The sequence below is a fragment of the Streptomyces sp. NBC_00988 genome (assembly GCF_045162645.1).
Lineage (GTDB): Bacteria > Actinomycetota > Actinomycetes > Streptomycetales > Streptomycetaceae > Streptomyces.
Genome location: NZ_CP108730.1, coordinates 3,577,990 through 3,602,148, shown reverse-complemented (window position 1 = coordinate 3,602,148; position 24,159 = coordinate 3,577,990). Strand labels below are relative to the sequence as shown.

Annotated in this window: 24 protein-coding genes; 11 read left to right on the top strand and 13 right to left on the bottom strand. The window is 70.7% G+C overall.

All coding sequences use genetic code 11. The features are described from left to right. Positions 1-73: 73 nt before the first annotated feature. Positions 74-1,603, top strand: a complete 1,530-nt coding sequence (locus tag OG496_RS16375) for an aldehyde dehydrogenase (NADP(+)) (RefSeq protein ID WP_405971366.1) — start codon at positions 74-76, stop codon at positions 1,601-1,603. Positions 1,604-1,732: 129 nt separating this feature from the next. After that, complete coding sequence (locus OG496_RS16370) at positions 1,733-2,341, top strand: DUF1349 domain-containing protein (protein ID WP_405971365.1); 609 nt, start codon at positions 1,733-1,735, stop codon at positions 2,339-2,341. Here the strand turns inward: OG496_RS16370 and OG496_RS16365 are convergent. After that, the gene (locus tag OG496_RS16365) at positions 2,301-3,683 is read right to left on the bottom strand and encodes an MFS transporter (RefSeq protein WP_405971364.1); all 1,383 of its coding nucleotides are present in this window, start codon (positions 3,681-3,683) and stop codon (positions 2,301-2,303) included. The genes OG496_RS16370 and OG496_RS16365 overlap by 41 nt on opposite strands. 70 nt (positions 3,684-3,753) lie before the next feature. Between OG496_RS16365 and OG496_RS16360 the strand changes: the two genes are divergently transcribed. From OG496_RS16360 to OG496_RS16345, 4 genes are all read left to right on the top strand, one after another. After that, a complete protein-coding gene (locus OG496_RS16360) occupies positions 3,754-4,767 on the top strand; it encodes a GlxA family transcriptional regulator (RefSeq protein ID WP_405971363.1) in 1,014 nt (337 codons plus the stop codon). Further along, a complete protein-coding gene (locus OG496_RS16355) occupies positions 4,764-5,255 on the top strand; it encodes a GNAT family N-acetyltransferase (protein WP_399396629.1) in 492 nt (163 codons plus the stop codon). Before OG496_RS16360 ends, OG496_RS16355 begins: the two co-directional genes overlap by 4 nt. Before the next feature lie 77 nt (positions 5,256-5,332). Beyond that, positions 5,333-6,055: a DsbA family oxidoreductase gene (locus tag OG496_RS16350; protein ID WP_405971362.1), complete on the top strand. Its 723-nt coding sequence runs from the start codon at positions 5,333-5,335 to the stop codon at positions 6,053-6,055. Positions 6,056-6,163: 108 nt separating this feature from the next. Continuing rightward, positions 6,164-7,213, top strand: coding sequence for an aminotransferase class V-fold PLP-dependent enzyme (locus OG496_RS16345; protein WP_405971361.1), 1,050 nt, complete (start codon positions 6,164-6,166; stop codon positions 7,211-7,213). Between the two features lie 65 nt (positions 7,214-7,278). On the opposite strand, the gene thpD is transcribed toward OG496_RS16345, so the two are convergent. The 6 genes from thpD to OG496_RS16315 all read right to left on the bottom strand — a co-directional run bounded on the left by thpD (position 7,279) and on the right by OG496_RS16315 (position 12,616). After that, positions 7,279-8,175 (bottom strand): ectoine hydroxylase, encoded by an 897-nt coding sequence (gene thpD, locus OG496_RS16340; RefSeq protein WP_399396633.1) that lies wholly within the window; start codon positions 8,173-8,175, stop codon positions 7,279-7,281. Between the two features lie 5 nt (positions 8,176-8,180). Beyond that, positions 8,181-8,585 (bottom strand): ectoine synthase, encoded by a 405-nt coding sequence (locus tag OG496_RS16335; RefSeq protein ID WP_405971360.1) that lies wholly within the window; start codon positions 8,583-8,585, stop codon positions 8,181-8,183. 52 nt (positions 8,586-8,637) lie between these two features. Continuing rightward, positions 8,638-9,909 carry a diaminobutyrate--2-oxoglutarate transaminase gene (gene ectB / locus OG496_RS16330; protein WP_366494314.1) on the bottom strand — a complete coding sequence of 424 codons (1,272 nt, stop codon included), beginning with the start codon at positions 9,907-9,909 and terminating at the stop codon, positions 8,638-8,640. A gap of 92 nt (positions 9,910-10,001) precedes the next feature. Then, on the bottom strand, positions 10,002-10,508 hold the full coding sequence (gene ectA / locus OG496_RS16325) for a diaminobutyrate acetyltransferase (protein WP_405971359.1): 507 nt from the start codon (positions 10,506-10,508) through the stop codon (positions 10,002-10,004). A gap of 278 nt (positions 10,509-10,786) precedes the next feature. Then, positions 10,787-11,311: a DinB family protein gene (locus OG496_RS16320; RefSeq protein WP_405971358.1), complete on the bottom strand. Its 525-nt coding sequence runs from the start codon at positions 11,309-11,311 to the stop codon at positions 10,787-10,789. A 204-nt stretch (positions 11,312-11,515) separates the two neighbouring features. Next, positions 11,516-12,616 carry a pyridoxal-phosphate-dependent aminotransferase family protein gene (locus tag OG496_RS16315; protein WP_405971357.1) on the bottom strand — a complete coding sequence of 367 codons (1,101 nt, stop codon included), beginning with the start codon at positions 12,614-12,616 and terminating at the stop codon, positions 11,516-11,518. A gap of 185 nt (positions 12,617-12,801) precedes the next feature. Here OG496_RS16315 and OG496_RS16310 point away from each other — a divergent pair, with 185 nt between their 5' ends. From OG496_RS16310 to OG496_RS16290, 5 genes are all read left to right on the top strand, one after another. Further along, a complete protein-coding gene (locus OG496_RS16310; protein WP_405971356.1) occupies positions 12,802-13,656 on the top strand; it encodes a transporter substrate-binding domain-containing protein in 855 nt (284 codons plus the stop codon). Further along, the gene (locus OG496_RS16305) at positions 13,653-14,492 is read left to right on the top strand and encodes an amino acid ABC transporter permease (RefSeq protein WP_405971355.1); all 840 of its coding nucleotides are present in this window, start codon (positions 13,653-13,655) and stop codon (positions 14,490-14,492) included. Before OG496_RS16310 ends, OG496_RS16305 begins: the two co-directional genes overlap by 4 nt. Continuing rightward, the gene (locus OG496_RS16300) at positions 14,489-15,283 is read left to right on the top strand and encodes an amino acid ABC transporter ATP-binding protein (RefSeq protein WP_405971354.1); all 795 of its coding nucleotides are present in this window, start codon (positions 14,489-14,491) and stop codon (positions 15,281-15,283) included. The genes OG496_RS16305 and OG496_RS16300 overlap by 4 nt, the downstream gene beginning before the upstream one ends. A gap of 89 nt (positions 15,284-15,372) precedes the next feature. Then, a complete protein-coding gene (locus OG496_RS16295) occupies positions 15,373-16,464 on the top strand; it encodes an amidohydrolase family protein (protein WP_405971353.1) in 1,092 nt (363 codons plus the stop codon). A gap of 131 nt (positions 16,465-16,595) precedes the next feature. Continuing rightward, positions 16,596-17,495 carry an SCO1860 family LAETG-anchored protein gene (locus tag OG496_RS16290; RefSeq protein WP_405971352.1) on the top strand — a complete coding sequence of 300 codons (900 nt, stop codon included), beginning with the start codon at positions 16,596-16,598 and terminating at the stop codon, positions 17,493-17,495. Between the two features lie 194 nt (positions 17,496-17,689). Here the strand turns inward: OG496_RS16290 and cobC are convergent, their stop codons facing one another. The 6 genes from cobC to cobM are packed head-to-tail and all read right to left on the bottom strand — an operon-like array spanning position 17,690 to position 24,130. Then, positions 17,690-18,790 carry an Rv2231c family pyridoxal phosphate-dependent protein CobC gene (cobC, locus tag OG496_RS16285; RefSeq protein WP_405971351.1) on the bottom strand — a complete coding sequence of 367 codons (1,101 nt, stop codon included), beginning with the start codon at positions 18,788-18,790 and terminating at the stop codon, positions 17,690-17,692. Further along, positions 18,780-19,718, bottom strand: coding sequence for a sirohydrochlorin chelatase (locus OG496_RS16280; protein ID WP_366494325.1), 939 nt, complete (start codon positions 19,716-19,718; stop codon positions 18,780-18,782). Before OG496_RS16280 ends, cobC begins: the two co-directional genes overlap by 11 nt. Further along, positions 19,715-20,323 (bottom strand): precorrin-8X methylmutase, encoded by a 609-nt coding sequence (locus OG496_RS16275; RefSeq protein WP_405971350.1) that lies wholly within the window; start codon positions 20,321-20,323, stop codon positions 19,715-19,717. The genes OG496_RS16280 and OG496_RS16275 overlap by 4 nt, the downstream gene beginning before the upstream one ends. After that, positions 20,320-22,038 carry a precorrin-3B C(17)-methyltransferase gene (gene cobJ / locus OG496_RS16270; protein ID WP_405971349.1) on the bottom strand — a complete coding sequence of 573 codons (1,719 nt, stop codon included), beginning with the start codon at positions 22,036-22,038 and terminating at the stop codon, positions 20,320-20,322. The genes OG496_RS16275 and cobJ overlap by 4 nt, the downstream gene beginning before the upstream one ends. Further along, positions 22,035-23,303: a precorrin-6y C5,15-methyltransferase (decarboxylating) subunit CbiE gene (gene cbiE / locus OG496_RS16265; protein WP_405971348.1), complete on the bottom strand. Its 1,269-nt coding sequence runs from the start codon at positions 23,301-23,303 to the stop codon at positions 22,035-22,037. Before cbiE ends, cobJ begins: the two co-directional genes overlap by 4 nt. Beyond that, positions 23,300-24,130 (bottom strand): precorrin-4 C(11)-methyltransferase, encoded by an 831-nt coding sequence (gene cobM, locus OG496_RS16260; protein ID WP_405971347.1) that lies wholly within the window; start codon positions 24,128-24,130, stop codon positions 23,300-23,302. Before cobM ends, cbiE begins: the two co-directional genes overlap by 4 nt. Positions 24,131-24,159: the final 29 nt, after the last annotated feature.

Genomic DNA, 24,159 nt, shown 5'->3' with positions numbered 1-24,159 from the left:
CAGCGTTCAGCATATCGAACGACCCTGGTGAATGACCCAGAACTGCGGCATTACATGTGTGGAGGGACCCGCGGTGGCAGCAGCACCAGTCTGGAGTGTCGACCCCCGAACCGGGAAGCAGCGTGAACAGGTTGCGGTGGAGGCCACAGCCCAGGAGGTGGACACCGCCGTCCGTGCCGCGCACGCGGCACGGGGTTCGCTCGCCGACCGTACGGTCCGCGCCGCCTTCCTGCGCGGTGCCGCCGACCAGCTCGAAGCGGCCAAGAACCAGTTGATCGAGGTCGCCGACGCGGAGACCGCGCTCGGACCGGTCCGGCTCAACGGCGAACTGGCGCGCACCTGCTACCAGTTGAGGGCCTTCGCGGACATCGTCGACGAGGGCGCCTTCCTCGACGTGGTCATCAACCACCCCGACGACACCGCGACCCCGCCGATCCCGGACCTGCGCCGCTACAAGGTGCCGCTGGGCGTCGTCGCCGTCTACTCGGCCTCCAACTTCCCCTTCGCCTTCTCGGTCCCCGGCGGCGACACCGCGAGCGCGCTGGCCGCCGGCTGCCCGGTCGTCGTCAAGGCCCACCCCGACCACCCCGGCCTGTCCGAGCTGGTCGCGAGCGTGCTGCGCCGGGCCGCCGCCGAGCAGGGCATCCCGGCCGGCGTCCTCGGCCTGGTCCACGGCTTCGAGGCGGGCGTCGAGCTCGTCAAGCACCCGCTGGTCTCGGCGGCCGGGTTCACCGGTTCCGTACGCGGCGGTCGTGCCCTCTTCGACGCGGCGGCGGCACGCCCGGTCCCGATCCCGTTCCATGGCGAACTGGGCTCCCTGAACCCGGTAGTTGTCACCGAGGCGGCCGCGGCCGAGCGGGCCGAGGCGATCGGTACGGGGCTCGCCGGTTCGATGACCCTGGGCGTCGGCCAGTTCTGTGTGAAGCCGGGCCTCGTGCTCGTGCCGTCCGGCTCCGCCGGGGACGGGCTGGTCAAGTCCCTCACCGACGCCGTCAGCGACACGGACTCCGGGGTGCTGCTGGACCACCGGATGCGCGACAACTTCCTCGCGGGCGTCACCGAGCGGGCCGGGTTGCCCGAGGTGGAGTCCCCGGTGACGCCGGGCGCGGGCAGCGAGCACACGGTGAGCCCCGGGTTCCTGACGGTGCCGGCGGAGAAGCTGGCGTCCGAGGGGGCGTACGACCTGCTCCTCGAAGAGTGCTTCGGCCCGGTCACCGTGGTGGCCCGCTACGACGATGACGCGCAGGCGCAGGCCGTGTTGTCGCGGCTGCCGGGGAATCTCACGGCGACGGTTCATCTGTCGGCGGAGGAAGCGGCCGGGGAGGGGCGTGGGGCGGAACTCCTCGCCGAACTCACGCCGTTGGCCGGGCGGGTGTTGGTGAATGCGTGGCCTACGGGTGTCGCGGTCGCGCCCGCGCAGCATCACGGGGGGCCTTACCCCGCTACGACGTCCACCTCGACTTCTGTTGGTGGTACGGCTATTGAGCGGTGGCTGCGGCCTGTTGCTTATCAGAACACGCCTGAAGCATTGCTGCCGTTGGAGCTTCGGGACGACAATCCGCTGGGGCTGCCCCGACGTTATGACGGGCACCTGGAGCGGTAGCGCCGTTGGGGTGCGGTGGAATTCGGAGTGCCGGTCCGATGTGGCTGGTCGCACTCACGCGGCGGAGCCGCACATCGACACAGCCCCGCGCCCCTAACGGCATTGCCCCTGGCCTGAGATGATTAGTCGATGGACTTGGAACTCTCCCAACTGCCCTTTTCCCTCCGTACTTATGGGCCCGACGGGCATTGGTCGTACGACGACGGTGTGCTCAGCGGGTGGGCCGGGCCCCGGCAGGACCGGTTCGTGCCGCCCACCGGGGAAGGGTTGGACCCCGCCTCCGACGCGCCCCGTCTTCTCGGGGCGCCACACGGGGACTTCCAGCTCATCGCCCGCGTCACCGTCGGGTTCGCGGGGTCCTTCGACGCCGGGGTGCTCTATGTCCACGTCGGTGAGCGGGCCTGGGCCAAGCTCTGCCTGGAGTACTCGCCCGATGTGCCGACCGTCTGCACGGTGGTCACCCGGGGACACTCGGACGACGCCAACTCCTTCACCGTGGACGGCAGTTCGGTATGGCTACGGGTGAGCCGCACAGGTCGTGCCTTCGCCTTCCACGCCTCCCGTGACGGCAAGCGTTGGATATTCATCCGGCTCTTCACCCTCGGCGACGAGAAGGAGACGGACGCCGCGCTCGTCGGGTTCATGACGCAGTCGCCGATGGGAGAGGGGTGTGTCGTGACGTACGACCACCTTGAGTTCAGGCCCAGTTGGCCGAACGACCTGAGAGACGGAAGCTGAGGAAGGCCGTCACCGCGAAGAGGGCCGCGCTGATCGCGAGGCTCTCCCGCAGGCCCGCCGTGAACCCGTCGGAGACCAGCGCCCCGAACACGGCGATGCCCAGGCCACCGGCCACCTGACGCGCGGAGTTGAGCACACCGGCCGCCAGCCCCGCCCGTTCGGCGGCCACCGCGTCCATCATCACCGCGGTCAACGGCGGGACCGTCAGGGCGCAGCCGAGGGCCATCGGTACGAGGAGTACGGCCACCAGGAGCGGGGGCGTGCCCGCGTCGACGTACAGCAGGACGAGCGCGCCCAGCGCGGCCAGGACCTGCCCTACGGACATCGGCAGGCGGGCGCCGTAGCGGGCCGTCAGTTTGCCCGCCACGATGTTCGTCACCGGGATCAGACCGGTCATCGGCAGGAACATCAGCCCGGCGTACAACGCCGAACGGCCCTGCACCTGTTGGAAGAAGAGCGCGAAGAGGAAGGTCAGGCCGAAGAAGGCGACGCTGCACGCCGCGCCCGTCGCGACCGCCACCGACACCGTACGGCTGCGGAACAGGGAGAGCGGCACCACCGGGTGCGACTGGCACAGTTCGATGCGGATGAAGGCCGCGCCCGCGAGGATCGCGACGAGTGCGGCCGCAAGTCCTGTGCCCCCGCGCTCGATCACCGCGAACGTCGCCGCCGTGAGGGCGATCACCGCCGTCAGCTGGCCGGGGAGGTCCAGGGGCGCGGGGCGGCGTTCCGAGCGGGGTGCCCGGAGCAGCAGTATCAACGCCGTCGCGCCCAGCGGCAGGTTGATGAAGAAGATGCCCCGCCAGTCCCAGACCGTGGTCAGCGCGCCGCCGGCTACCGGGCCCAGGGCGACAGCCACCGAGCCGCCCGCGGCCCAAGTCGCCACCGCCCGCGCCCTCTTGGCGGGTTCGGCGTAGGCCTGTCGTACGAGGGACAGGGAGGCGGGGAGGACGACGGCCGCCGCCACGCCCTGGAGCACGCGGGCGCCGATCAGCGCGGGCAGGTTCGGGGCCAGGCCGCAGGCCGCCGAGGCGAGGGTGAAGACCGTGATGCCGATCGCGTACGCGCGGCTCGCCCCGGCCCGGTCCGCGAAGGCGCCGGTGGACAGCATCAGTGCGGCGAAGGACAGCGTGTACGCGTCGACCACCCACTGCAGTCCCGACATCCCGCCGCCCAGCGCGGTCCCGATCGACGGCAGCGCCACGTTCACCACGGACGCGTCGAGGGTGATGAGCGCGAAGCCGAGGAGGGCGGCGGTGAGGGTGAGTGTGGGGGAGGGAACCTTCAAATCGCCGGTGTCGGGCGTGAGTTGGGTGGCGGACGTCGGCGTGGGCGTTGTCATGCGTCCATGCTGCGGATGTGTGACGCCGTACAGTAGTGGCCGGAATGCCATACACCCGGAGGTTCTGGCCATGACCCAGCCCGGCCGCCCCGGCCGCCCCAGCCGTCCCCGTCGGGTCGCCGTCGTCGCGGCGACCCCCGTCTCGATGTTCAACCTGGCCATCCCGGAGCTGCTGTTCGACCGGGTCGAGATCGACGGGGAGCCGGGCTACGAGACGGTCATCTGCGCCCCGGAACCGGGTCCCGTCCCCACCACGGGCGGCCTCGACCTGCACGTACGGCAGGGCCTCGATGTCGTGCGGGACGCGGACATGGTCCTCGTCGTCGGCACGGGCCACCGGTACACACCCGACCCGCGCACGGTGAGCGTCCTCCGCGAGGCCGCCGCCGCGGGCAAGCGCATCGCCTCCATCTGCAGCGGCGCGTTCGCCCTGGCCGAGGCGGGCCTCCTGGACGGCCGCCGGGCCACGACCTACTGGAACCAGGCCGAGGAGATGCGCAGGCGCTATCCGGAGGTCGACCTCACCGGTGACGTCCTCTACGTCCAGGACGGCCAGTTCCTGACCGCGTCCGGATACGCCGCCGGCATCGACCTCTGCCTGCACATCATCCGCACCGACTACGGCGCCGCTGTCGCCAACGAGGTCGCCCGGCTCGCCCTCGTCGCACCCGTACGGCCGGGCGGGCAGACCCAGTTCACGCAGACCCCGCTGCCGCCCGAGCGCGGTGTCGCCTGCGCGGACACCCGCGGCTGGGCCATGCGCAACCTCGACAAGCCCCTCACCCTCACCGACCTGGCCCGGCACGCGGGCGTCAGCGTCCGCACCCTCACCCGCCGCTTCCACGCGGAGAGCGGCGTAAGCCCCCTGCAGTGGCTGCTCCACCAGCGCATCGAGCGGGCCAGGGAACTCCTGGAGACCACCGCCCTCCCCATGGACCAGGTGGCCCGCGCCTGTGGCCTGGGCACGGCGGACTCCCTGCGTGGCCACCTCGTCCGCCGCACCGGGCTGACGCCGAGCGCCTACCGGGCCCAGTTCAGCCGCCTGGGAACCGGAGCGGCCGAGGTCACGTCATCGTTTGCATGATCAGTGACCGAGTCGGTGGAACCCGGGTGATCCGCACGGCCCTGCCCGCGGAGGCGGAGAGCGTCGCCGCGCTGCACGCGCGGGCCCGGGCGACGTACTACCCCGACGGCGTCCCGGAGGACGGGCGGGACTGGCTCGCCGCCTGGCAGGGCGTCATCGAGCGGCCCGACGCCCATGTGCTGTGCGTCGTCGAGGACGGCCGTATCGTCGCCATCGCCTCCTTCCGCACCCAGGAGGGCGACCCGGCGGACACGGTCGCGCTGTTCCAGTTCCACGTCGACCCCGAGCGGTGGCGCTCCGGCCTCGGTACGGCCCTGCACGCGGCCTGTGTCGAGCAGTGGCGGGCCGACGGCCGGCGGACCGCCGTACTCGATGTGCATGTCGACAACGAGCGGGCGCAGGCGTTCTACGTCCGGCAGGGGTGGGTCGCCGAGGCGGCCGACGGCGGTCATCACCTGGGGATGCGGCTGGTCGTGGCGGGGGAATGAAGCGAGCTGCTTGAACGTTCACGGGGGAGACAGAGGGAGTCTCTGTTCACTCCGTACGTCCTGGAAAGAGCCGAAGAATGCGCGTCGAGATCTGGTCGGACATCGCCTGCCCCTGGTGCTATGTGGGCAAGGCCCGCTTCGAGAAGGCGCTCGACGCGTTCCCGCACCGCGACGGCGTCGAGGTCGTGCACCGGTCCTTCGAACTGGACCCGGGGCGCGCCAAGGGCGACACCCAGCCCGTGCTCAAGATGCTCACCAAGAAGTACGGCATGAGCGAGGCGCAGGCGCAGGCCGGCGAGGACAACCTGGGCGCGCAGGCCACCGCCGAGGGGCTCGACTACCGCACCCGCGACCGCGACCACGGCAACACCTTCGACATGCACCGCCTCCTCCACTTCGCCAAGGCTGAGGGCCGCCAGGACGAGCTGATCCAGGCGCTGTACAAGGCGAACTTCGCCGAGGAGCGCTCCGTGTTCGGCGACGACGAGCGGCTCGTCGAGCTCGCCGTCGGTGCCGGGCTCGACGCCGAGGACGCCCGCAAGGTGCTGGCCGACCCGACCGCGTACGCCGACGACGTCCGCGCCGACGAGCGCGAGGCCGCCGAGCTGGGCGCGAACGGCGTCCCCTTCTTCGTCCTCGACCGCAAGTACGGCGTCTCCGGCGCCCAGCCCGCCGAGGTCTTCGCCCAGGCGCTGACCCAGGCGTGGGGCGAGCACTCCCCGCTGAAGCTGATCGACAGCAGCGCGGACGGCGGTGCGGAGGCGTGCGGGCCCGACGGGTGCGCGGTGCCGCAGGCCTGAAAAGGCCCAGGTCAGGATCGACCACTCGGTGACCTATAAGCGTTCCTTAGCGGATCCACGTAAAAAATCGCAATGGACGAGGGCTTCTCGGCACCGCAGAGTGGTGGCATGGAGACCTTCGAGAGCCTCGTCCGCGCCGAGTTCGCCCCGAAGAACACCTACCTCAACACCGCGAGCACCGGCCTGCTCCCGACCCGCACGGTCACGGCGATGCACACCGCCATCGAGGCGGCCGCGGTCGGTACACCGACCGACATGTTCGACGACGTCGAGGCCTCCCGCGCCGCCTTCGCCCGGCTGACCCGCGTGCCGGTCGACCGGGTCGCGGCCGGGGCCTCGGTCGCCGTCTACAGCGGACTGATCGCCTCCGCACTACCGGCCGGCGCCGAAGTCCTCACCGCCGAGGCCGACTTCAGCTCCGTGGTGAACCCCTTCCACATGCGCGCCGACCTCAAGGTGCGCGCCGTCCCGCTGGAGCGGATCGCCGAGTCGGTACGCCCCGGCACCGCACTCGTCGCGGTCAGCGCCGCCCAGTCCGCCGACGGCCGCATCGCCGACCTGCCCGCGCTCCGGGCGGCGGCACACGAACACGGGGCGCGTACGTACATCGACGCGTCGCAGGCCGCCGGCTGGTTCGACCTCGACGCGGACGCCTACGACTACGTCGCCGCCGTCGGCTTCAAGTGGCTCTTCTGCCCACGCGGGGTCGCGTTCCTGGTCACCCCGGAGGACCTCGGCGGCCTCAACCCGATCTTCGCCGGCTGGGTCGCGGGCGAGGCACCCTGGGACAGTTGCTACGGCCCGGTCGCCGAACTCGCCCACTCCGCCCGCCGGTTCGACGAGAGCCCGGCCCTCTTCTCCTACGCCGGCGCCCGCCACTCCCTCGCGCTGCTGGAGGAGTTGGGCGTCGACGCCGTACGCGCGCATGATCTGAACCTTGCCGACCGCTTCCGCGTGGGGCTCGGCACCCTCGGGCATGAACCGGTGGCGTCCCCCGGGTCACCGATCGTCTCCGTGCCCGGACTCGGCCGTCGGCAGGGGGAGTTGAGCGCGGCGGGGGTCGAAGTCTCCAACCGGGCGGGGAACTTGCGGGCCGCCTTCCACCTCTACAACACCGCTGAGGACGTGGACCGGTTGCTCGACGTCCTGGCCGGCTGACACACATGGCGAAGGGCACCCCGGTCGCCGTGACCGGGGTGCCCTTGCGGCGAAACGCCTCGCCGTCACCTCACCGGGGTGAAGTCCCTGGCGCCGATGAACTCGGGCCGTCGTACCGGTGCCGCGAACGGCTCAACCGCCTTGTTCTCCACGCTGTTGAACACGATGAAGACGTTGCTGCGCGGGAACGGCGTGATGTTGTCGCCGGAGCCGTGCATGCAGTTGCAGTCGAACCAGGTCGCCGAACCGGCCCTGCCCGTGAACAACTTGATGCCGTACTCGGAGGCCATGCCGGTCAGCGCCTCGTCGGACGGGGTGCCCGCGTCCTGCATCCGGAGCGACTGGCGGTAGTTGTCCTCGGGGGTCGCGCCCGCGCAGCCGAGGAACGTCCGGTGCGAGCCCGGCATGATCATGAGCCCGCCGTTGGTGTCGTGGTTCTCGGTGAGCGCGATCGACACGGACACGGTGCGCATGTTCGGCAGCCCGTCCTCGGCGTGCCAGGTCTCGAAGTCCGAGTGCCAGTAGAAGCCGCTCGCCCCGAAGCCGGGCTTCACGTTGATCCGGGACTGGTGGACGTACACGTCCGAGCCGAGGATCTGCCGCGCCCGCCCGACGACCCGCTCGTCGCGCACCAGCCGCGCGAACACCTCGCTGATCCGGTGCACCTCGAAGACGGACCGGATCTCCTTGGACTTCGACTCGACGATGGACCGCTCGTCGGCCCGGATCGCCGGGTCCGTGACCAGACGCTCCAACTCCCGCCGGTAGACGTCGACTTCGCCGTCGGGGAGGAGTTCCCGCATGGAGAGGAAGCCGTCGCGCTCGAAGGCCTGGAGGTCGGCCGTCGGGATCGGGCCCGGGGTGTCGGGGGAGCCCCAGACGACGGGGTCCTTGCGCGGGACGGACACCTCGGTAGTGCCGCGGCTGGGGTACAGGTCGGTGACGCTGGTGACGGTGGTCATGCTCGTCACACCTCCTCGGGTTCGGTCAGCAGCGGGTAGACGCCGTTCTCGTCGTGGTCCTCCCGTCCAGTGACGGGCGGGTTGAAGACACAGACGCAGCGGAAGTCCTCCTTGATCCGCATCGTGTGCCGCTCGTGGCCGTCGAGGAGGTACATGGTCCCGGGCGTGATCGTGTACGTCTGCCCGGTCTCGTCGTCGGTGAGCTCGGCGTGGCCCTCGACGCAGACGACGGCCTCGATGTGGTTCGCGTACCACATCGACGTCTCGGTACCCGCGTAGAGGACGGTCTCGTGCACCGAGAAACCGACCCGCTCCTTGGCGAGGACGATGCGCTTGCTCTCCCAGGTGCCGGACGCGGCCTTGATGTGCCGTTCGGTGCCTTCGAGTTCCTTGAACGAACGAACAATCACGGTGTGGTGACGCCTCCTTGACGTGGTGTCAGATACTGGTGAGAGGGAGTGGTCAGACGGTTTCCCGTACGGCGCGGGCGAGGATGCTCAGCCCCTCGTCCAGCTCCTCGGGGGTGATGGTCAGGGCGGGGAGGAGTTTCACGACCTCGCCCTGCGGGCCCGACGTCTCGACGAGCAGCCCGAGTTCGAAGGCGCGGGCGCAGATCCGCCCGGCGCGCTCGGGGTCCTTGAACTCGATGCCCCAGACCAGCCCGCGGCCCCGGTACTCCTTGATGTCGGCGAGGTTCTCCTCGGTGATGGAGATCAGCCCCTGCTCGACCTGCTCACCGCGGGCCCGGGTCTGCTTCTCCATCGCGGAACCGTCCGCCCAGTACGTCTCCAGGGCGGCGGTGGCGGTGACGAACGCCGGGTTGTTGCCGCGGAACGTGCCGTTGTGCTCGCCCGGCTCCCAGATGTCCAGCTCCGGCTTGAACAGGCACAGGGACATCGGAAGGCCGTAGCCGCTGATGGACTTGGAGACAGTGACGATGTCGGGCACGATCCCCGCCTCCTCGAAGGAGAAGAACGCGCCGGTGCGGCCGCAGCCCATCTGGATGTCGTCGACGATGAGAAGCATGTCCTGGCGCTCGCACAACTCGGCCAGCGCGCGCAGCCATTCGGGGCGGGCGGCGTTGATGCCGCCCTCGCCCTGCACGGTCTCGACGATCACGGCGGCGGGCTTGTTCAGGCCGGAGCCCTGGTCCTCCAACAGCCGCTCGAACCACAGGAAGTCGGGGACCTTGCCGTCGAAGTAGTTGTCGAACGGCATCGGCGTCCCGTGCACCAGCGGAATACCGGCACCGGCCCGCTTGAAGGCGTTGCCGGTCACGGCGAGCGAGCCGAGCGACATCCCGTGGAACGCGTTGGTGAACGACACGATCGCCTCGCGCCCCTTCACCTTCCGCGCCAACTTCAGCGCGGACTCAACGGCGTTGGTGCCGGTCGGGCCCGGGAACATCACCTTGTACGGCAGGTCGCGCGGCCGTAGCACCAGGTCCTGGAAGGTCTGCAGGAACGCGCGCTTGGCAGTGGTCGACATGTCGAGCCCGTGCGTGACGCCGTCGCGTTCCAGGTAGTCGATCAACGCCCGTTTCAGGACAGGGTTGTTGTGCCCGTAGTTGAGCGAGCCGGCGCCCGCGAAGAAGTCGAGGTAGGCGTGGCCGTCCTCGTCGTACATACGGCTGCCCCGGGCCCGGTCGAAGACGGTGGGCCAGCCGCGGCAGTAGCTGCGGACCTCGGACTCCAGGGTCTCGAAGACGCTGAGATCGGGCTGGGTGATGGTCACGCGGATCGCTCCTCGGGGTGGGGGGTGAGGGGGTGCGGCGGGAGGACTGGGGAACCGGCCGGGGGTCGTCAGAGACTCGACGGGCCGGGTGGTCAGAGGCTCAACGGGCCGATGCGGTACAGCACTTCGGGGTCGTGCGGTCCGTCCGGGAAGTCACCGGCCTCGAAGAGGACCGTGCGCTCGACGGCGGCGCCGTGGCGTTCGGCGTACGACGTGAAGAGGCGCTCGGACGCGGTGTTGCCGGGCGTGATCGTGGTCTCGATCGCGGTCACCCCGTAGTCGCCCGCGACCCGCTCGGTCAGTCCGTCGAGCAGCCGTGCGGCCAGCCCGCGACCGCGCTGCGCGGCGTCGACGGCCACCTGCCACACGAGCAGGGTGCCAGGCCGGTCCGGCGGCACATACCCGGTGACGAAGCCGACCGGCTCCCCGCGCTCGTCCCGCACGACGGCCGAGGTACCGGAGAAGTCCCGGCACCACAGCAGATAGCTGTACGACGAGTTCAGGTCGAGGGCGTTCGAGTCCTTGGCAATACGCCACAACGCGGCGCCGTCGGCCACCGTGGGGCGGTCGATGTGCAGGTCTGCTTGGGTGGCAGTCATGCGAATTGAATTTACCGAGGGAAATTCGAAATTGCATGGAGGGATGGGGTTACCCCTGAGGCGATGCTGTGTTATCACGCGTGCGAAGGTGCAGGCTATGCACCAGTTTGACCCATGGATAAGGGATAAAATGGGCGCCCTGTGTAACGGGTCACAAGGGTGTAACCCTCACGAGATCTACGCGAATTATTTGCGTTTGGGTGCCCGGAAATCGGGCAGAAGAATATGGGAAGCTGCCCGTAAAGAAGGCGATAAAATTCCCGGGAATTACATCAGAATTAGGCGCCGATGACGCCGTCGATGCTTTCCCGCAGGATGTCCGCGTGCCCGTTGTGCCGCGCGTACTCCTCGACCAGATGAATCAGCACCCACCGCAGACTGACCTCGACCCCGGCCATCGGCCCGTCGGGAATCCGCCCGAGATCGTCCAGCGCGAGCCCCGCGCAGTGCTCCTGCCCGTACGAGATCTCCCGCCGCCACACGGCCAGCGCCTCGTCCATCCCGCGCCCGGGTTCGAGGGCATACCCGTCCTCGCTGCCGTACACCGCCGGCACGTCGAGCCCGAACACCCGCTGGAACCAGGTGCGTTCGACCTCGGCGAGGTGCTGGACCAGGCCGAGTAACGTCAACGAGGAGGGCGCGGCCGCCGCGAGGCGTACCTGTGCGTCGTCGAGCCCGGCGCACTTCAACTCCAGCGTGGCGCGATGAAACCCGAGCCAGCTTTCGAGCATGGGCCGCTCGGCGCCGGTCATGGCGGGGACGGTGCGGCCGTCGGGGAGGGTCTGGGGCGTGTCAGTGGTCATGCGGGGGAGCATGGCATGGGGTTCCGCGCTGGTGCCTGTTGAATCGAGTCCGGTGCCCTTTGACGCAGGTCCGGTGCATCAGGTCCGACGCTTTTCCAGCGCAGGCCGGCATGACTCAGCCTGTCCGGCGTTCGAGGACGAGGCCCCTTCAGGGCCGATCGGGGGTCTGGGGGTGGAGCCCCCGGCAGCCACCCCGGCCCACGACTACCGCCACGTGTTCTCGATGGCGGACCGTGCTCCCTCCAGATCCACCGGCACCCCCCGCTCCGCCAGCGCCGCGCCCACCGCTGCGATGGAGCTCTGTACCGCCCCCACCGTCGCGTCCACCCCGTAGTGGTTGACCCGGATCATCTCCTTCGCCAGGGCGCCCCCGCCGGCGGCGAGCGGCAGGGTCGGGTCCGAGGACAGGGCCCTTGCCACCAGCTCCGAGGCCACGACACCCGGCGGTGTCCTGAGCGTCGTAGCGACCGGGGCGGCCTCGGCGGCGTCGTGGACGTACGGTTCGAGGCCGCCGCCCAGGGCGAGCGCGCCCGCTCGTGTCGCCGCCGCCGCGGTCGCGTGGCGGCGCATCAGCACATCCAGGCCCTCCGACTCGATGCGCTCCACGCACGCCTCCAGCGCGAGCATCTCCAACTGGGCCGGTGCGTGCGGCAGCGCCTTGCGGCCGGCGTCGGTCCAGCGGTCCTTCCAGTCGAGGAGGGAGAGGTACGAGCGGCGCGGGGCCGCGGGGTTGGCCGTCATACGGGCCCATGCCCGTGCGCTCACCGACACCGCCGACACCCCCGCAGGGCCGCCCATCGCCTTCTGCGCGCCGATCACGCACAGGTCGACACCCCACGCGTCCGGCAGCACCGGCTCCGCGCCGATGGAGGCCACCGCGTCGAGGTAGAAGATCGCACCGTGCGCGCGCACGATCTCGCCGATCTCCGCGACCGGGTTGGTGTTGCCGGTCGCCGCCTCCGCGTGGACGAGGGACACGAGGTCGATCTCGGGGTGCTCGGCGAAGGCCTCCCGGATCTGGTCGGCGGTCACCGCCGTGTGGAACGGGACGGCGAGGTCGATCACCTCGGCGCCGCAGTCCCGCAGCCAGTTCCCGAAGGTCTGCCCGTACGGGCCGGTGATGACGTTCAGCGCGAGCGTGCCCGGCCCCGCCGTCGAACGGATCGCGCCCTCCAGCGGCAGCAACGCCTCGCCCTGCATGATCACGACATCCTGCTCGGTACCGAGCAGTCGGGCCACCCGGTCCTCGATCGAGGCGAAGTGCGCGGCGCTCAGCGGGGCCAGGTCGAGGAAGGGGTGCGTCACGGCGGTGCTCTTTCACTCGCGGGAGTCGATGGGAACGAGGGTAACCGGCACTCCTGACTGCCCTCCGCACCCCTCCGACCGGCGACTTCTTAGCCCGTACGGCCCCCTGGTCACCGGTCCGGGTGAGCGGCCCACCGGACTCCTTCCAATAATCGGAACCCATAGTTCCGTCACAGGAGGCCTCCGTGAACACGCTCCTCGGCCGCCGGGCCCGCACCCTGGCCGCCACCACCGCGACGGCCGCCCTCGTCCTCGTGGCCGGCTGTACCTCCAGCGACAGCGGCGGCAGCGGTTCGAAGACCGCCGCCGGTGGCGTCGAACTCGTCAAGGCCGGCCAGCTCACCACCTGCACGCACCTGCCCTACCCGCCCTTCCAGTCCGAGATCGACGGCAAGGTGCAGGGCTTCGACGTTTCCCTCATCGACCTGGTCGCCAAGAACCTCGGCGTGAAGCAGACGATCCTCGACACCCCCTTCGAGAACTTCAAGACCGGCGCCTTCCTCAACGCCGACGAGTGCGACCTGGCCGCCGCCGGCATGACCATCACCGCCGAGCGCAAGAAGAACGTCGACTTCTCCGACCCCTACTTCGACGCCACCCAGGCCGTCCTCGTCGACAAGAAGAGCGGGATCACTTCCCTCGCCGACGTGAAGACCAAGGGCAAGAAGCTCGGCGCCCAGGCGCAGACCACCGGCGAGGACTACGCGAAGAGCAAGGGCTTCGACCCCGTCTCCTTCGAGTCCTCGGATGCCGTCCTCAACGGCCTGCGCACCGGCCAGGTCCAGGCCGTCATCATCGACTACCCGGTCGTCCAGGGCTGGCTCAAGACCAAGGCCAACGCCGACGCCTTCAAGGTCGTCGACAACCTCAACACCGGTGAGCAGTACGGCTTCACGGTCAAGAAGGGCAACACGAAACTCCTCGCCGCCATCAACAAGGCCATCAAGGACGCGAAGGCCGACGGCACGTACAAGAAGCTCTACGAGAAGTGGATCGGCCCCTACGACGCCTCGGCCACCGCCTCTCCGTCGGCCTCATGAGCGGCGACACCGCGGAACCCCAACTCCAGCCCCGGAAACAGGGCCTGAGCAGGCGTCAGAGAGGCAGGCTGTCCCAAGGCGTGCAGTACGCCGTCTTCGCCGCCGTCGTGATCGTCTTCGCGGTCACCGCCGACTGGGGCCGTCTGAAGAACCAGTTCGCGCAGTGGAGCATCGCCAAGCAGATGTTCCCGGACGTCATCACCCTCGCGCTCAAGAACACCGTGCTCTACACCCTGTCAGGCTTCGTCTTCGGACTCGTCCTCGGCATGGTCGTCGCGCTGATGCGGCTGTCATCCGTGGGGCCCTACCGCTGGCTCGCCGGGATCTACATCGAGATCTTCCGCGGCCTGCCCGCCCTGCTGATCTTCATCTTCGTCGGCGTCGCCGTGCCCCTCGCCTTCCCGGGCACGGAGATCGTCGGCGGTACGTACGGCAAGGTCGCCCTCGCGCTGGGCCTGGTGTCGGCCGCGTACATGGCGGAGACGATCCGCGCGGGCATCCAGGCGGTGCCCAAAGGGCAGTTGGAGGCGGCCCGTTCGCTCGGCTTCTCGCAGGCGCGGGCCATGGTGTCGATCATCGTCCCGCAGGCCTTCCGCATCATCCTCCCGCCGCTCACCAACGAACTCGTCCTCCTCTTCAAGGACTCCTCCCTGGTCCTGTTCCTCGGCGTCACCCTGGAGGAACGCGAACTCTCCAAATACGGACGGGACTTGGCCAGTACGACCGCCAACTCCACCCCGATCCTGGTGGCAGGCCTGTGCTACCTGCTGGTCACGATCCCGCTGAGCTTCGTGGTCCGCCGCATGGAGACGAAGACGGGGGAGGCGGTCCGGTGAACCGCAGTCCAGTCACGGGCACTCCGGAGATCCAAGTACGCGGCCTGCACAAGTCGTTCGGCACCAACGAGGTACTGCGCGGCATCGACCTGGAGATCGGCCAGGGCGAGGTTGTCTGCGTCATCGGCCCCTCCGGCTCCGGCAAGTCGACCCTCCTGCGCTGCGTGAACCTGCTCGAAGAACCCACCCAGGGACGGGTGTTCGTCGGCGGCACCGAAGTCACCGACCCCGATGTCGACATCGACGCCGTACGCCGCCGTATCGGCATGGTCTTCCAGCAGTTCAACCTCTTCCCGCACCTGACCGTCACCGAGAACCTCACCCTGCCCCAACGCCGGGTCCTGCGAAGGGACAAGGCGGAGGCGTCGAAGGTCGCCGCCGAGAACCTGCGCCGCGTGGGCCTGTCCGAGAAGGCCGCCGCCTACCCCGCTTCTCTCTCCGGCGGGCAGCAGCAACGCGTCGCGATCGCCCGGGCGTTGGCGATGGGCCCCGAGGTCATGCTCTTCGACGAACCGACCTCGGCACTCGACCCGGAGTTGGTGGGGGACGTACTGGCGGTCATGCGGATGCTGGCGAACGAGGGCATGACCATGATGGTCGTCACCCACGAGATGACGTTCGCACGCGAAGTGGCCGACAGGGTCGTCTTCATGGACGCGGGGTTGATCGTCGAGGAGGGCACTCCGGACCGGGTCATCGCCAACCCCGCACACGAACGCACCCGCCACTTCTTGTCGAGGCTCCTGGACCCCGCGATGGCTGAGGTACAGGACGAGGAAGGCGCCCCTTAAGAGGCGCGGGGCTGTGTCGGTGTGCGGCTCCGCCGCGTCGTCGCGACCAGCCCCCACGGACCCGCACCCGACGAACTATCGTGCGTCCCATGAGCGATCAAGCCGTGCTGCACGTAAAGGGCCGGGTCCTTGTGGGACCGGAGGACATCCGCGACGAACTCTGGGTGATCGACGGCCGCATCTCCTACGACCGTCCCCTCGACGCCGACGACATCCGGACGGTCGACGGCTGGGCCCTCCCCGGCCTCGTCGACGCCCACTGTCACGTAGGCCTCGGCACCCACGGCCCCGTGGACGCGGAGACCGCCGAGACGCAGGCCCTCACCGACCGCGATGCCGGCACCCTCCTGCTGCGTGACGCCGGCTCACCCTCCGACACCCGCTGGATCGACGACCGCGAAGACCTCCCGAAGATCATCCGCGCGGGCAAGCACATCGCCCGCACCCGCCGCTACATCCGCGACTTCGCCCACGAGATCGAGCCCGACGAGCTCGTCGCGTACGTCGCCCAGGAGGCCCAACGCGGCGACGGCTGGGTCAAGTTGGTCGGCGACTGGATCGACCGCGACCTCGGCGACCTGTCGGCCTGCTGGCCGCGCGAAGCGGTGGAGGCGGCCATCGCCGAGGCCCACCGGCTCGGCGCGCGCGTCACCGCGCACTGCTTCGCGGAGGACGCGTTGCGCGACCTGGTCGAGGCGGGCATCGACTGCATCGAGCACGCGACCGGCCTCACCGAGGACCTCGTCCCGCTGTTCGCCTCACGGGGCGTCGCGATCGTCCCGACCCTCGTGAACATCGCGACCTTCCCGAAGCTCGCGGAGGGCGGCGACGCCAGGTTCCCGCGCTGGTCGGCTCACATGCGGCGACTGTACGAGCGGCGCTACGACACCGTCCGCGCCGCCTACGACGCCGGCGTCCCGGTCTACGTCGGCACGGACGCCGGGGGTTCCCTCGCGCACGGCCTGGTGGCCGCCGAGGTCGCCGAACTCGTCACCGCCGGCATCCCCGCCGTAGAGGCGCTGTCGGCGACCGCGTGGGGTGCGCGGCGGTGGCTCGGGCGGCCCGGGCTCGATGAGGGTGCGCCGGCGGACTTCGTCGTCTACGAGGCGGACCCGCGCGCCGATGTGCGCGTGCTGGCGTCGCCGCGGCGGGTGGTGCTGAACGGGCTGGTGGTCGAATAGTCGCCAGGCGATTCGAATACGTTCACGGAAAACCCACGATGGGGTGAAGTGACGCGGGATCGCTGACGGTTCACTCATCGTGGGTAATTCTTACCGGGTCCCAAGCATGTCTCTTCTGGGGGTCCCACACCTTGAACGGCACCAACTTCCGCATGCCCGCACGCCGTTGGGCCACCGTGGCCACGGCTACCGCCCTCGCCGCCGGTCCCGTGGCGCTGGCCGGCACGGGGTCCGCCCACGCGACCGTTGACCAGGGTCGCGCGAGCGCCGTCGTGCTCCGCACCGGGCTCGACGTGTCCCTCCTCAACAAGACCGTGGACGTCCCGCTCGCGGTCTCCCTCAACGAGGTCCAGGCGCCGCAGAGTGCCGAAAAGACCGCGCTCACCGCCCAGGTGGACGGGGTGAACGGCGGGCAGCCCTTCAGTGTGCTCAGTGCGGATGTCGCCACGGCGAAGGCGACGGTGTCCGCGACGAAGGCCGAGGGGTACACGAACCTCGCCCACGCGCGGCTCCACGTTCCCGGCTTGCCGCTGCTGTCGCTCATCGAGATCGACGCAGTCACGTCGAAGGCGACGTGCGAGGCGGGGAAGACGCCCGTCGTCACGTCGCATCTGCCGGGGGCGGTGACGGTGCTCGGCAAGCGGATCACGGTGACCGCCAGTGGTCCTACGGATGTTCAGGTGCCGGGGGTCGGTTCGGTCCGCCTCGATCTGTCCAAGACGTCGACCACGTCCCGTACGGCCGCCGCGACCGCGCTCGAACTCAAGGTGTCCGTCAACCCGTTGAAGCTGAACGTCGCCGACGTCGAGGGGACGTTGACGTTGGCGCAGGCGACGTGTGAGGCACCCGAGGTTGCCTCGGCGCCGCCTGCCGACCCCGCCCCCGATGTGAAGCCGCAGGGCGCTCCGGCGGAGGCGGGGTTGGCCGAGACGGGGGGTAGCTCGATGACGCCGTACATCGCGGGCGGGGCGGTGTTGTTGTTGGCGCTCGGCGGGGGAGCGGTACTGACAGCGCGCCGGCGCCGGGGCTGAGGAACTGCTTTCCCACCCACCCACCCGTCTCGGGCGTTTAGAGGCTCAGCTTGAAAGACAGCAAACGGGCGGGTGGGCGGGTGGGCGGGAAAGCTTGGGCGGTGACCTTTCAGCCCACCGAGTCGGGCGGGTGGGAAAGGCTTGGTGGGTGGGCGAAGGGCAGAGGCCGAGCCAACCTCACCGTCCCGTCGACCTCACCGCCCCGCCAACGTCACCGCCTGGTCCAGTGCCTGCAAGAACCGGTTCACTGTCGGCCGGTCCCGCACCGCGAGCCGTAGCCACTCCTCGTCCAACCCCGGGAACGTGTCACCGCGGCGGACGGCGAAGCCGAGGTCGCGGAGGTGCCGGCGTACGGCCACGGCATTCGGGACGCGGACGAGGACGAACGGGCCCTCGGCGGGTTCCATGACGCGGAGGCCGTCGGGGGCGAACTCGGCCAGTCCGGCGACGAGATGGGCGCGGTCGGCGGTGACGCGGTGGGCGGCGTGAGCGGCTTCGGCGAGGGCCTGCGGCTCCATACAGGCCTCCGCCGCGGCGAGGGCCGGCGTGGACACCGGCCACAACGGCTGGGCCCGCTCCAGTTCCGCGATCGTCTCGGGGGCGGCAAGGACGTAGCCGATCCGCAGTCCCGCCAGACCCCAGGTCTTGGTGAGGCTGCGGAGGACCACCAGGCCGGGGATGTCGGTCCGCCCCGCCAGCGACTCCCGTTCACCCGGCACCGCGTCCATGAACGCCTCGTCGACCACCAACGTCCGCCCGGGGCGGGCGAGTTCGGCGATCACCGCAGCGGGGTGCAGGACGGACGTCGGGTTCGTCGGGTTGCCGATCAGCACCAGGTCCGCGTCCTCGGGCACCGCCCGCACCGCCCCCGGATCCAGCCGGAAACCGTCCGTCTCCCGCAGCAGCACCCGCCCCACCGAGTGCCCCGCGTCCCGCAGCGCCGCCTCCGGCTCCGTGAACTGCGGGTGCACGACCACCGGCTGACGGACCTTCAGCGCGCGGGCGAGCAGCACGAAGGCCTCGGCGGCGCCCGCGGTCAGCAGCACCCGTTCCACCGGCAGCCCGTGCCGCGCCGCGACCGCGGCCCGAGCGGCCCGCCCGTCCGGATAGGCGGCGAGCCCGGTCAGCGAACCCGCTATCCGCTCGCGCAGCCACGCCGGGGGCGTGTCCGTGCGGACGTTGACGGCGAGGTCGATCAACTGGGCGCCGTCGTCCCGGACTTCGGCGTCACCGTGATGGCGGAGATCGTGCGCTCTGTCCGTCGGATCGTGGTCGTGGGCTCTGTCAGTGTGCATGGGCGTGCCCACCGTGATGGTGGTTCCCGTGGTGGTGACCGTCGTGGTCGTGACCGTCGTCGTCCGGGTGGAAGTGCGGCTGTTGCGGCTGCCCCACCTTGTCCTCGAAGCCCGGCAGCGCGATGCGGTACACGCACGAGTCGCAGTTCATCCGCAGATCGCCCTTGACCGCCTCCCGGTACCGCTCCATCACCAGGTCCAGCAACTCCGGCTCCGGGCCTATGACTTCGGCGGACAGCACGTTGATCTCCGGGTGCGCCGCCGCCCAGCCCTCCGTCTGCTGCCGCACCCGCTCCGGCAGGATGCCGGTGAACAGGAAGTACGGCAGGACGACGATCCGCCGGGCGCCCAGCTTCACGCACCGGTCCAGACCGCTCGGCACGTCCGGCGCGGCGAGCGACACGAACGCCGGTTCCACGCCCGCGTATCCGCGCCCCTCCCACAACAGCCGCGCCGCCTTGTGCACCTCGGCGTTGGCGTCCGGGTCCGTCGACCCGCGCCCCACGAGCAGCACGGTCACGTCGGCCCGGTCGGCGGGCGTCCGCGCCGACTCGCCGAGCGCCTCGTCGAGCCGCCGCTCCAGCACCTTCAGCAGCGAGGGATGCGGGCCCAGCGGACGCCCGTACGTGTACGAGATCCCCTCGTGCCGTTCCTTCTCCCGGGCCAGCGCCGCCGGGATGTCCCCCTTGGCATGCCCGGCGGACACCAGCATCAGCGGTACGGCGGCGAACCGGCGCACCCCCCGCTCCACCAGCTCGGTCACCGCGTCGCCCAACGGCGGCGGCGACAGCTCGATGAACCCGCCCGCGACGGGCAGTTCGGGGTGACGGCGGCCCAACTCCCGTACGAACGACCGGAACGCCTCGGCTCCGGCCTCGTCCCGGGTGCCGTGTCCGGCGATGAGCAGGGCGGGCGGCGGGGTGGTCACGATTTCTCCTCGATATGTGAAACAGGCTGATACAGCAGGGCGTTCAGCGCAGCCGCGGCCACCGCCGAACCGCCCTTCTCGGACACGTTGCTCACCGCGGGCAGCCCGCTCTCGCGCAACGCGGCCTTGGACTCGACCGCGCCGACGAAACCGACGGGCAGCCCGATGACGAGCGCGGGGGAGGCGTCCAGCGTCAGCAACTCCTCCAGAGCGGTCGGCGCATTGCCGATCACCCAGAGGGCACCGGGCCCGACCTCCTCGTACGCGAGCCGGATCGCGTGTGCCGAACGGGTCAGCCCCGGCCCGGACCTGGCGTCCCGGAGCCGGCACACGGTCTCGCGCCGGGTGATCCCGGCCGCGACCATCCGCACGTCCACGACGACCGGCGCCCCGGCGTGCAGCGCGCTGTGCGCCTTCGCCAACTCGCCCTCGTCCAGGACGAGATCGGACGCGTACTCCAGATCGGCCGCGGAGTGGACGACCCGTTCCACGACCGCACGGGTCAGTGGTGGGAGGTGCGAGGTGTCCAGCCGGGCGCGCATCCGCCGGTAGGACTCCACCTCGATCGGATGAACCACGCGGTCCGCACGGTCCACAGAACTCACTTCGCCACCTCCTGCGCTGCCTGCCCTGCCTGCGACGCCTGCCAGCGGTACCCGCGCGGCGTCACCATGCGCCCCGCGATGTCCCGGGTGGCCGTGTTGCCCACGGTCACCACCGTCATCATGTCGACCCACGCCGGATCCAGCGCGGCCATTGTCGTCAGCCGGCTGGACTCGTCGGGCCGTGACGCGTTCCGTACGACACCGACCGGCGTCGTCGGTTCCCGGTGCTCGGAGAGGATGGAGAGGGCCTTGGGGAGCTGCCAATCCCGGCCCCGGCTGCGGGGGTTGTAGAACGTCACCACGATGTCCGCCTCGGCCGCGGCCCGCACCCGCCGTTCGATGACCTCCCACGGCGTGTGCAGATCGGAGAGGCTGATGGACACGTGGTCGTGGCCGAGCGGCGCCCCGAGGATCGCCGAGGCGGCCAACGCGGCGGTCACGCCCGGGACTCCGACCACGTCGATGTCGTCGGACGCCTCCGCGAGCGCGGGCGAGGCCATCGCGTACACCCCGGCGTCCCCGCTGCCGATCAGCGCGACGGCCTGCCCCTTGCGCGCCTCGGCGACGGCGGTACGCGCCCGCTCCTCCTCGGCACCGAGCCCCGACTCCAGGACCAGCGTCCCGGGCCGCAGCAGATCGCGGATCTGGTCGACGTACTGGTCGAGCCCCACCAGCACGGCGGCGCGCCGGAGTTCGGCCTTGGCACGCGGGGTGAGCAGATCCCGGGCGCCGGGCCCGAGCCCGACCACCGCGAGCCGCCCGCGCGCGAGACGCCGTACGACAGCACAGGTCGCCATCGCCGCTTGCCCGTCGGCGCGCTCCGACTTCCGCTTGGGGACGAGGAGTTCGCCCCCGCCGACGAGCGCGGCGGCCTCCGCGACAGACGGCGTGCCCACGGCCGCGAGCGGCGCGTCCGACGGATTGGGCACCTCTACGGCGGCCAACTCCTCGGCGGAGTAGGTCACCAGCGGCACACTCAGGCGCTGAGCCGCCTGGACGATGCCGGGCTCGTCGGCCTTGGCGTCCACGGTGGCGAGTTCGGCGATGTTACCGACGGACAGTTCCGCCTCGCGCAGAGCGTCGTAGACCAACGCGAGCACCTCGTTCACGGGTGCGCCCTTGGAGGCGCCGACGCCGACGACGAGGGACGGCGGCCGCAGCACGACCTCCCGCTCACCGGGTTCGACGGCGCGATCGGTGACGCGAATGACGTGGGCACCATGGGACGACACCTTCAACGGCGGCAGCGGCCACGCCAACTCGGAGTCCAGGGTGACCGGTTCGCCGTCCAGCAGGGCCCGCGTGACCCCGGCGACGTCGCCCTCCACGGGGAACCCGAGCGTGTCGAGGCCGGGGACACCCACCGCGTCCGTGGCCGTCGTCACCACCGGCTGCGCGGCGAGCAACTCGCCCACTTCCGCGGCGAGTTCATTGGCCCCGCCGCCATGTCCGCCGACCAGCGACACGGCGAACCGGCCGCCCTCGTCGACGGTCACGACCCCCGGGTCGGTCCGTTTGTCGCCCAGCAGCGGGGCGATCAGCCGTACGACGGCTCCCGTGGCGAGGAAACACACGAGCTGCTCGCACTCCGCGAACGCGGCCCGGACGGCGTCCCCGACGGGACCCTCGTACACGCGCGTACGGTCCGGCCACGCGGCGGCCAGCCGGTCGCGCGCAGCCGCGCCCGCCGCGGTGGCGGAAATGAGGCCGATCACAGAGCAACTCCTTCTGGAAACATGGGGGTTCGGACCTCGGTTCGGTCCTGGGTTCGGACCCCCCACAGCAGAAAAACGGGATTGGTGGCCGCGAGCCGGGTCACATCACCCGGCAGCGGCGCGAGCCGGGACGACTGCAACAGCACCCCGTCGACCGTGAGTCCGGCCGCCGAGAGAGCCTCCCGCACGGCCGGTACCCGGTCCAGCGCGGCCATCGCGACGACCACGGTCCGCCGGGCCCGCCGCGCGCACGCGGTGACGATGGCGGGCAGTTCGCGCCCGCCCCCGCCGACGAACACGGCGTCGGGGTCGTCGAGGTCGGACAGCACGGTCGGCGCCGCCCCGTGCACGGTGTGGACGTCGACGCCGTGCGCCTCGGCGTTGGCGCGGATCCGCTCGACACCGTCCCGGGTCTTCTCGACGGCGGTGACGGCGGCGCCGAGCCGCGCGCACTCGACGGCCACGGACCCGGAGCCCGAGCCGACGTCCCAGACCAGGTCGCCGAGCCGGGGCCCGAGCCGGGCCAGCGCCAGCGCCCGTACCTCGAACTTGGTGATCATCGAGTCCCGGTGCTCGAACTCCCGCTCGTCCAGCGCCCATTGGGCCGGTCCGACGGCAGCACCGGCGACCGTCCGCACGGCACCGAGCACCCGCGACTCGTCCAGACACAGCACCACGCTCACCGCCGTACCCCAGTCCCGGGCGGCGGCCTCGGCGGGCGTGACCCGCTCGACCTGTTCCTCCCCGGAGCCCAGCGCGGACGCGACGACGAGGACGCGCCCGCCGGTCCGGTGGGTGAGCGCGGCGCCCAGCTCGGCGGGTCCGGCCCCCGGTCCGGTCAGCACGGCGACTTTGGGATGCGCGCGGCACGCGTTGACCGCCGTACGGAGGTCACGGCCGTGCGCGCTGACGACGACCGCGTCGTCCCAGGTCAGCCCGGCGCGGGCGAAGGCGGTGGCGACGGAGGAGACGCCGGGGCGTACGTCGAGGGCGTCGCTGGAGAACCGTTCCGCCAGCGCCCGTACGATCCCGAAGAACCCGGGGTCCCCCGAGGCCAGCACGACGACCGGCTCGCCCTTTTCGACGTAGGCCTGGATGGTGTCGAGGGCGGGCGCGAGCGGACCGAGGACGACCTGTTCGGCGTCCTCGGGGACCGCGACGGCGGCGAGATGGCGCCGCCCGCCGACGACGAGCCGGGCGCCGTAGAGCACGTCCTCCGCGACTACCGCCCCCGTCCCCGTCCCCGTCCCCACGACCGTGATCACGTGCTGGCACCCCGCGAGCGCAGGGCCCGGCGGGCCTCCGGGTCGGCCTTGCGGTAGCCGTGGAAATGGCCCGGGTGGTAGAGGTGCGAGCGGGTGCCGTGGGCGTCGAGGGCCGGACCGACCAGGAAGAGGGTGTGCTTCCAGAGCTTGTGCTCCTTGACCGTCTCCTCCAGCGTGGCGATCGTGCACTTCACGATCAGTTCCTCGGGCCAGGTCGCCTGGTAGGCGACGACGACGGGCGTCTCCGTCGGATAGCCGCCCTCCAACAGTTCCCGCACCAACTGCCCGCTGCGCGCGGCCGACAGGAAGATCGCCATGGTCGTACCGTGGCGCGCGAACTCCCGCACCTCCTCCCCGGGCGGCATCGGCGTCTTGCCGCCGCCGAGCCGGGTGAGGACGACGGACTGCGCGACCTCGGGGATCGTCAGCTCGCGCTGCGCGAGGGCGGCGACGGCGGAGAACGCCGAGACCCCCGGGACGATCTCGGTCGCGATCCCGATCGCGGCACACCGGTCGACCTGCTCCTGAGTACCGCCCCACAGGGCAGGGTCGCCGGAGTGGATACGGGCGACGCGCAGCCCCTCGCTCCGGGCCCGCTCGTAGACGGCGACGACGTCCTCCAGGGACATCGTCGCCGAGTCCAGGATCTCGGCACCCACGCGCGCGTGGTCGAGGACCTCGGCCTGCACCAGGCTGGCCGCCCAGATCACGACGTCGGCCTCGGCGATGGCGCGCGCGGCACGGAACGTCAGCAGGTCGGCGGCGCCGGGGCCGGCACCGACGAAGGTCACCTTGCCGGTGGGGGTATCGGCAACGGCATCGGCCATGGGGTCGGATCCTCTCAAGCGGGACAAAC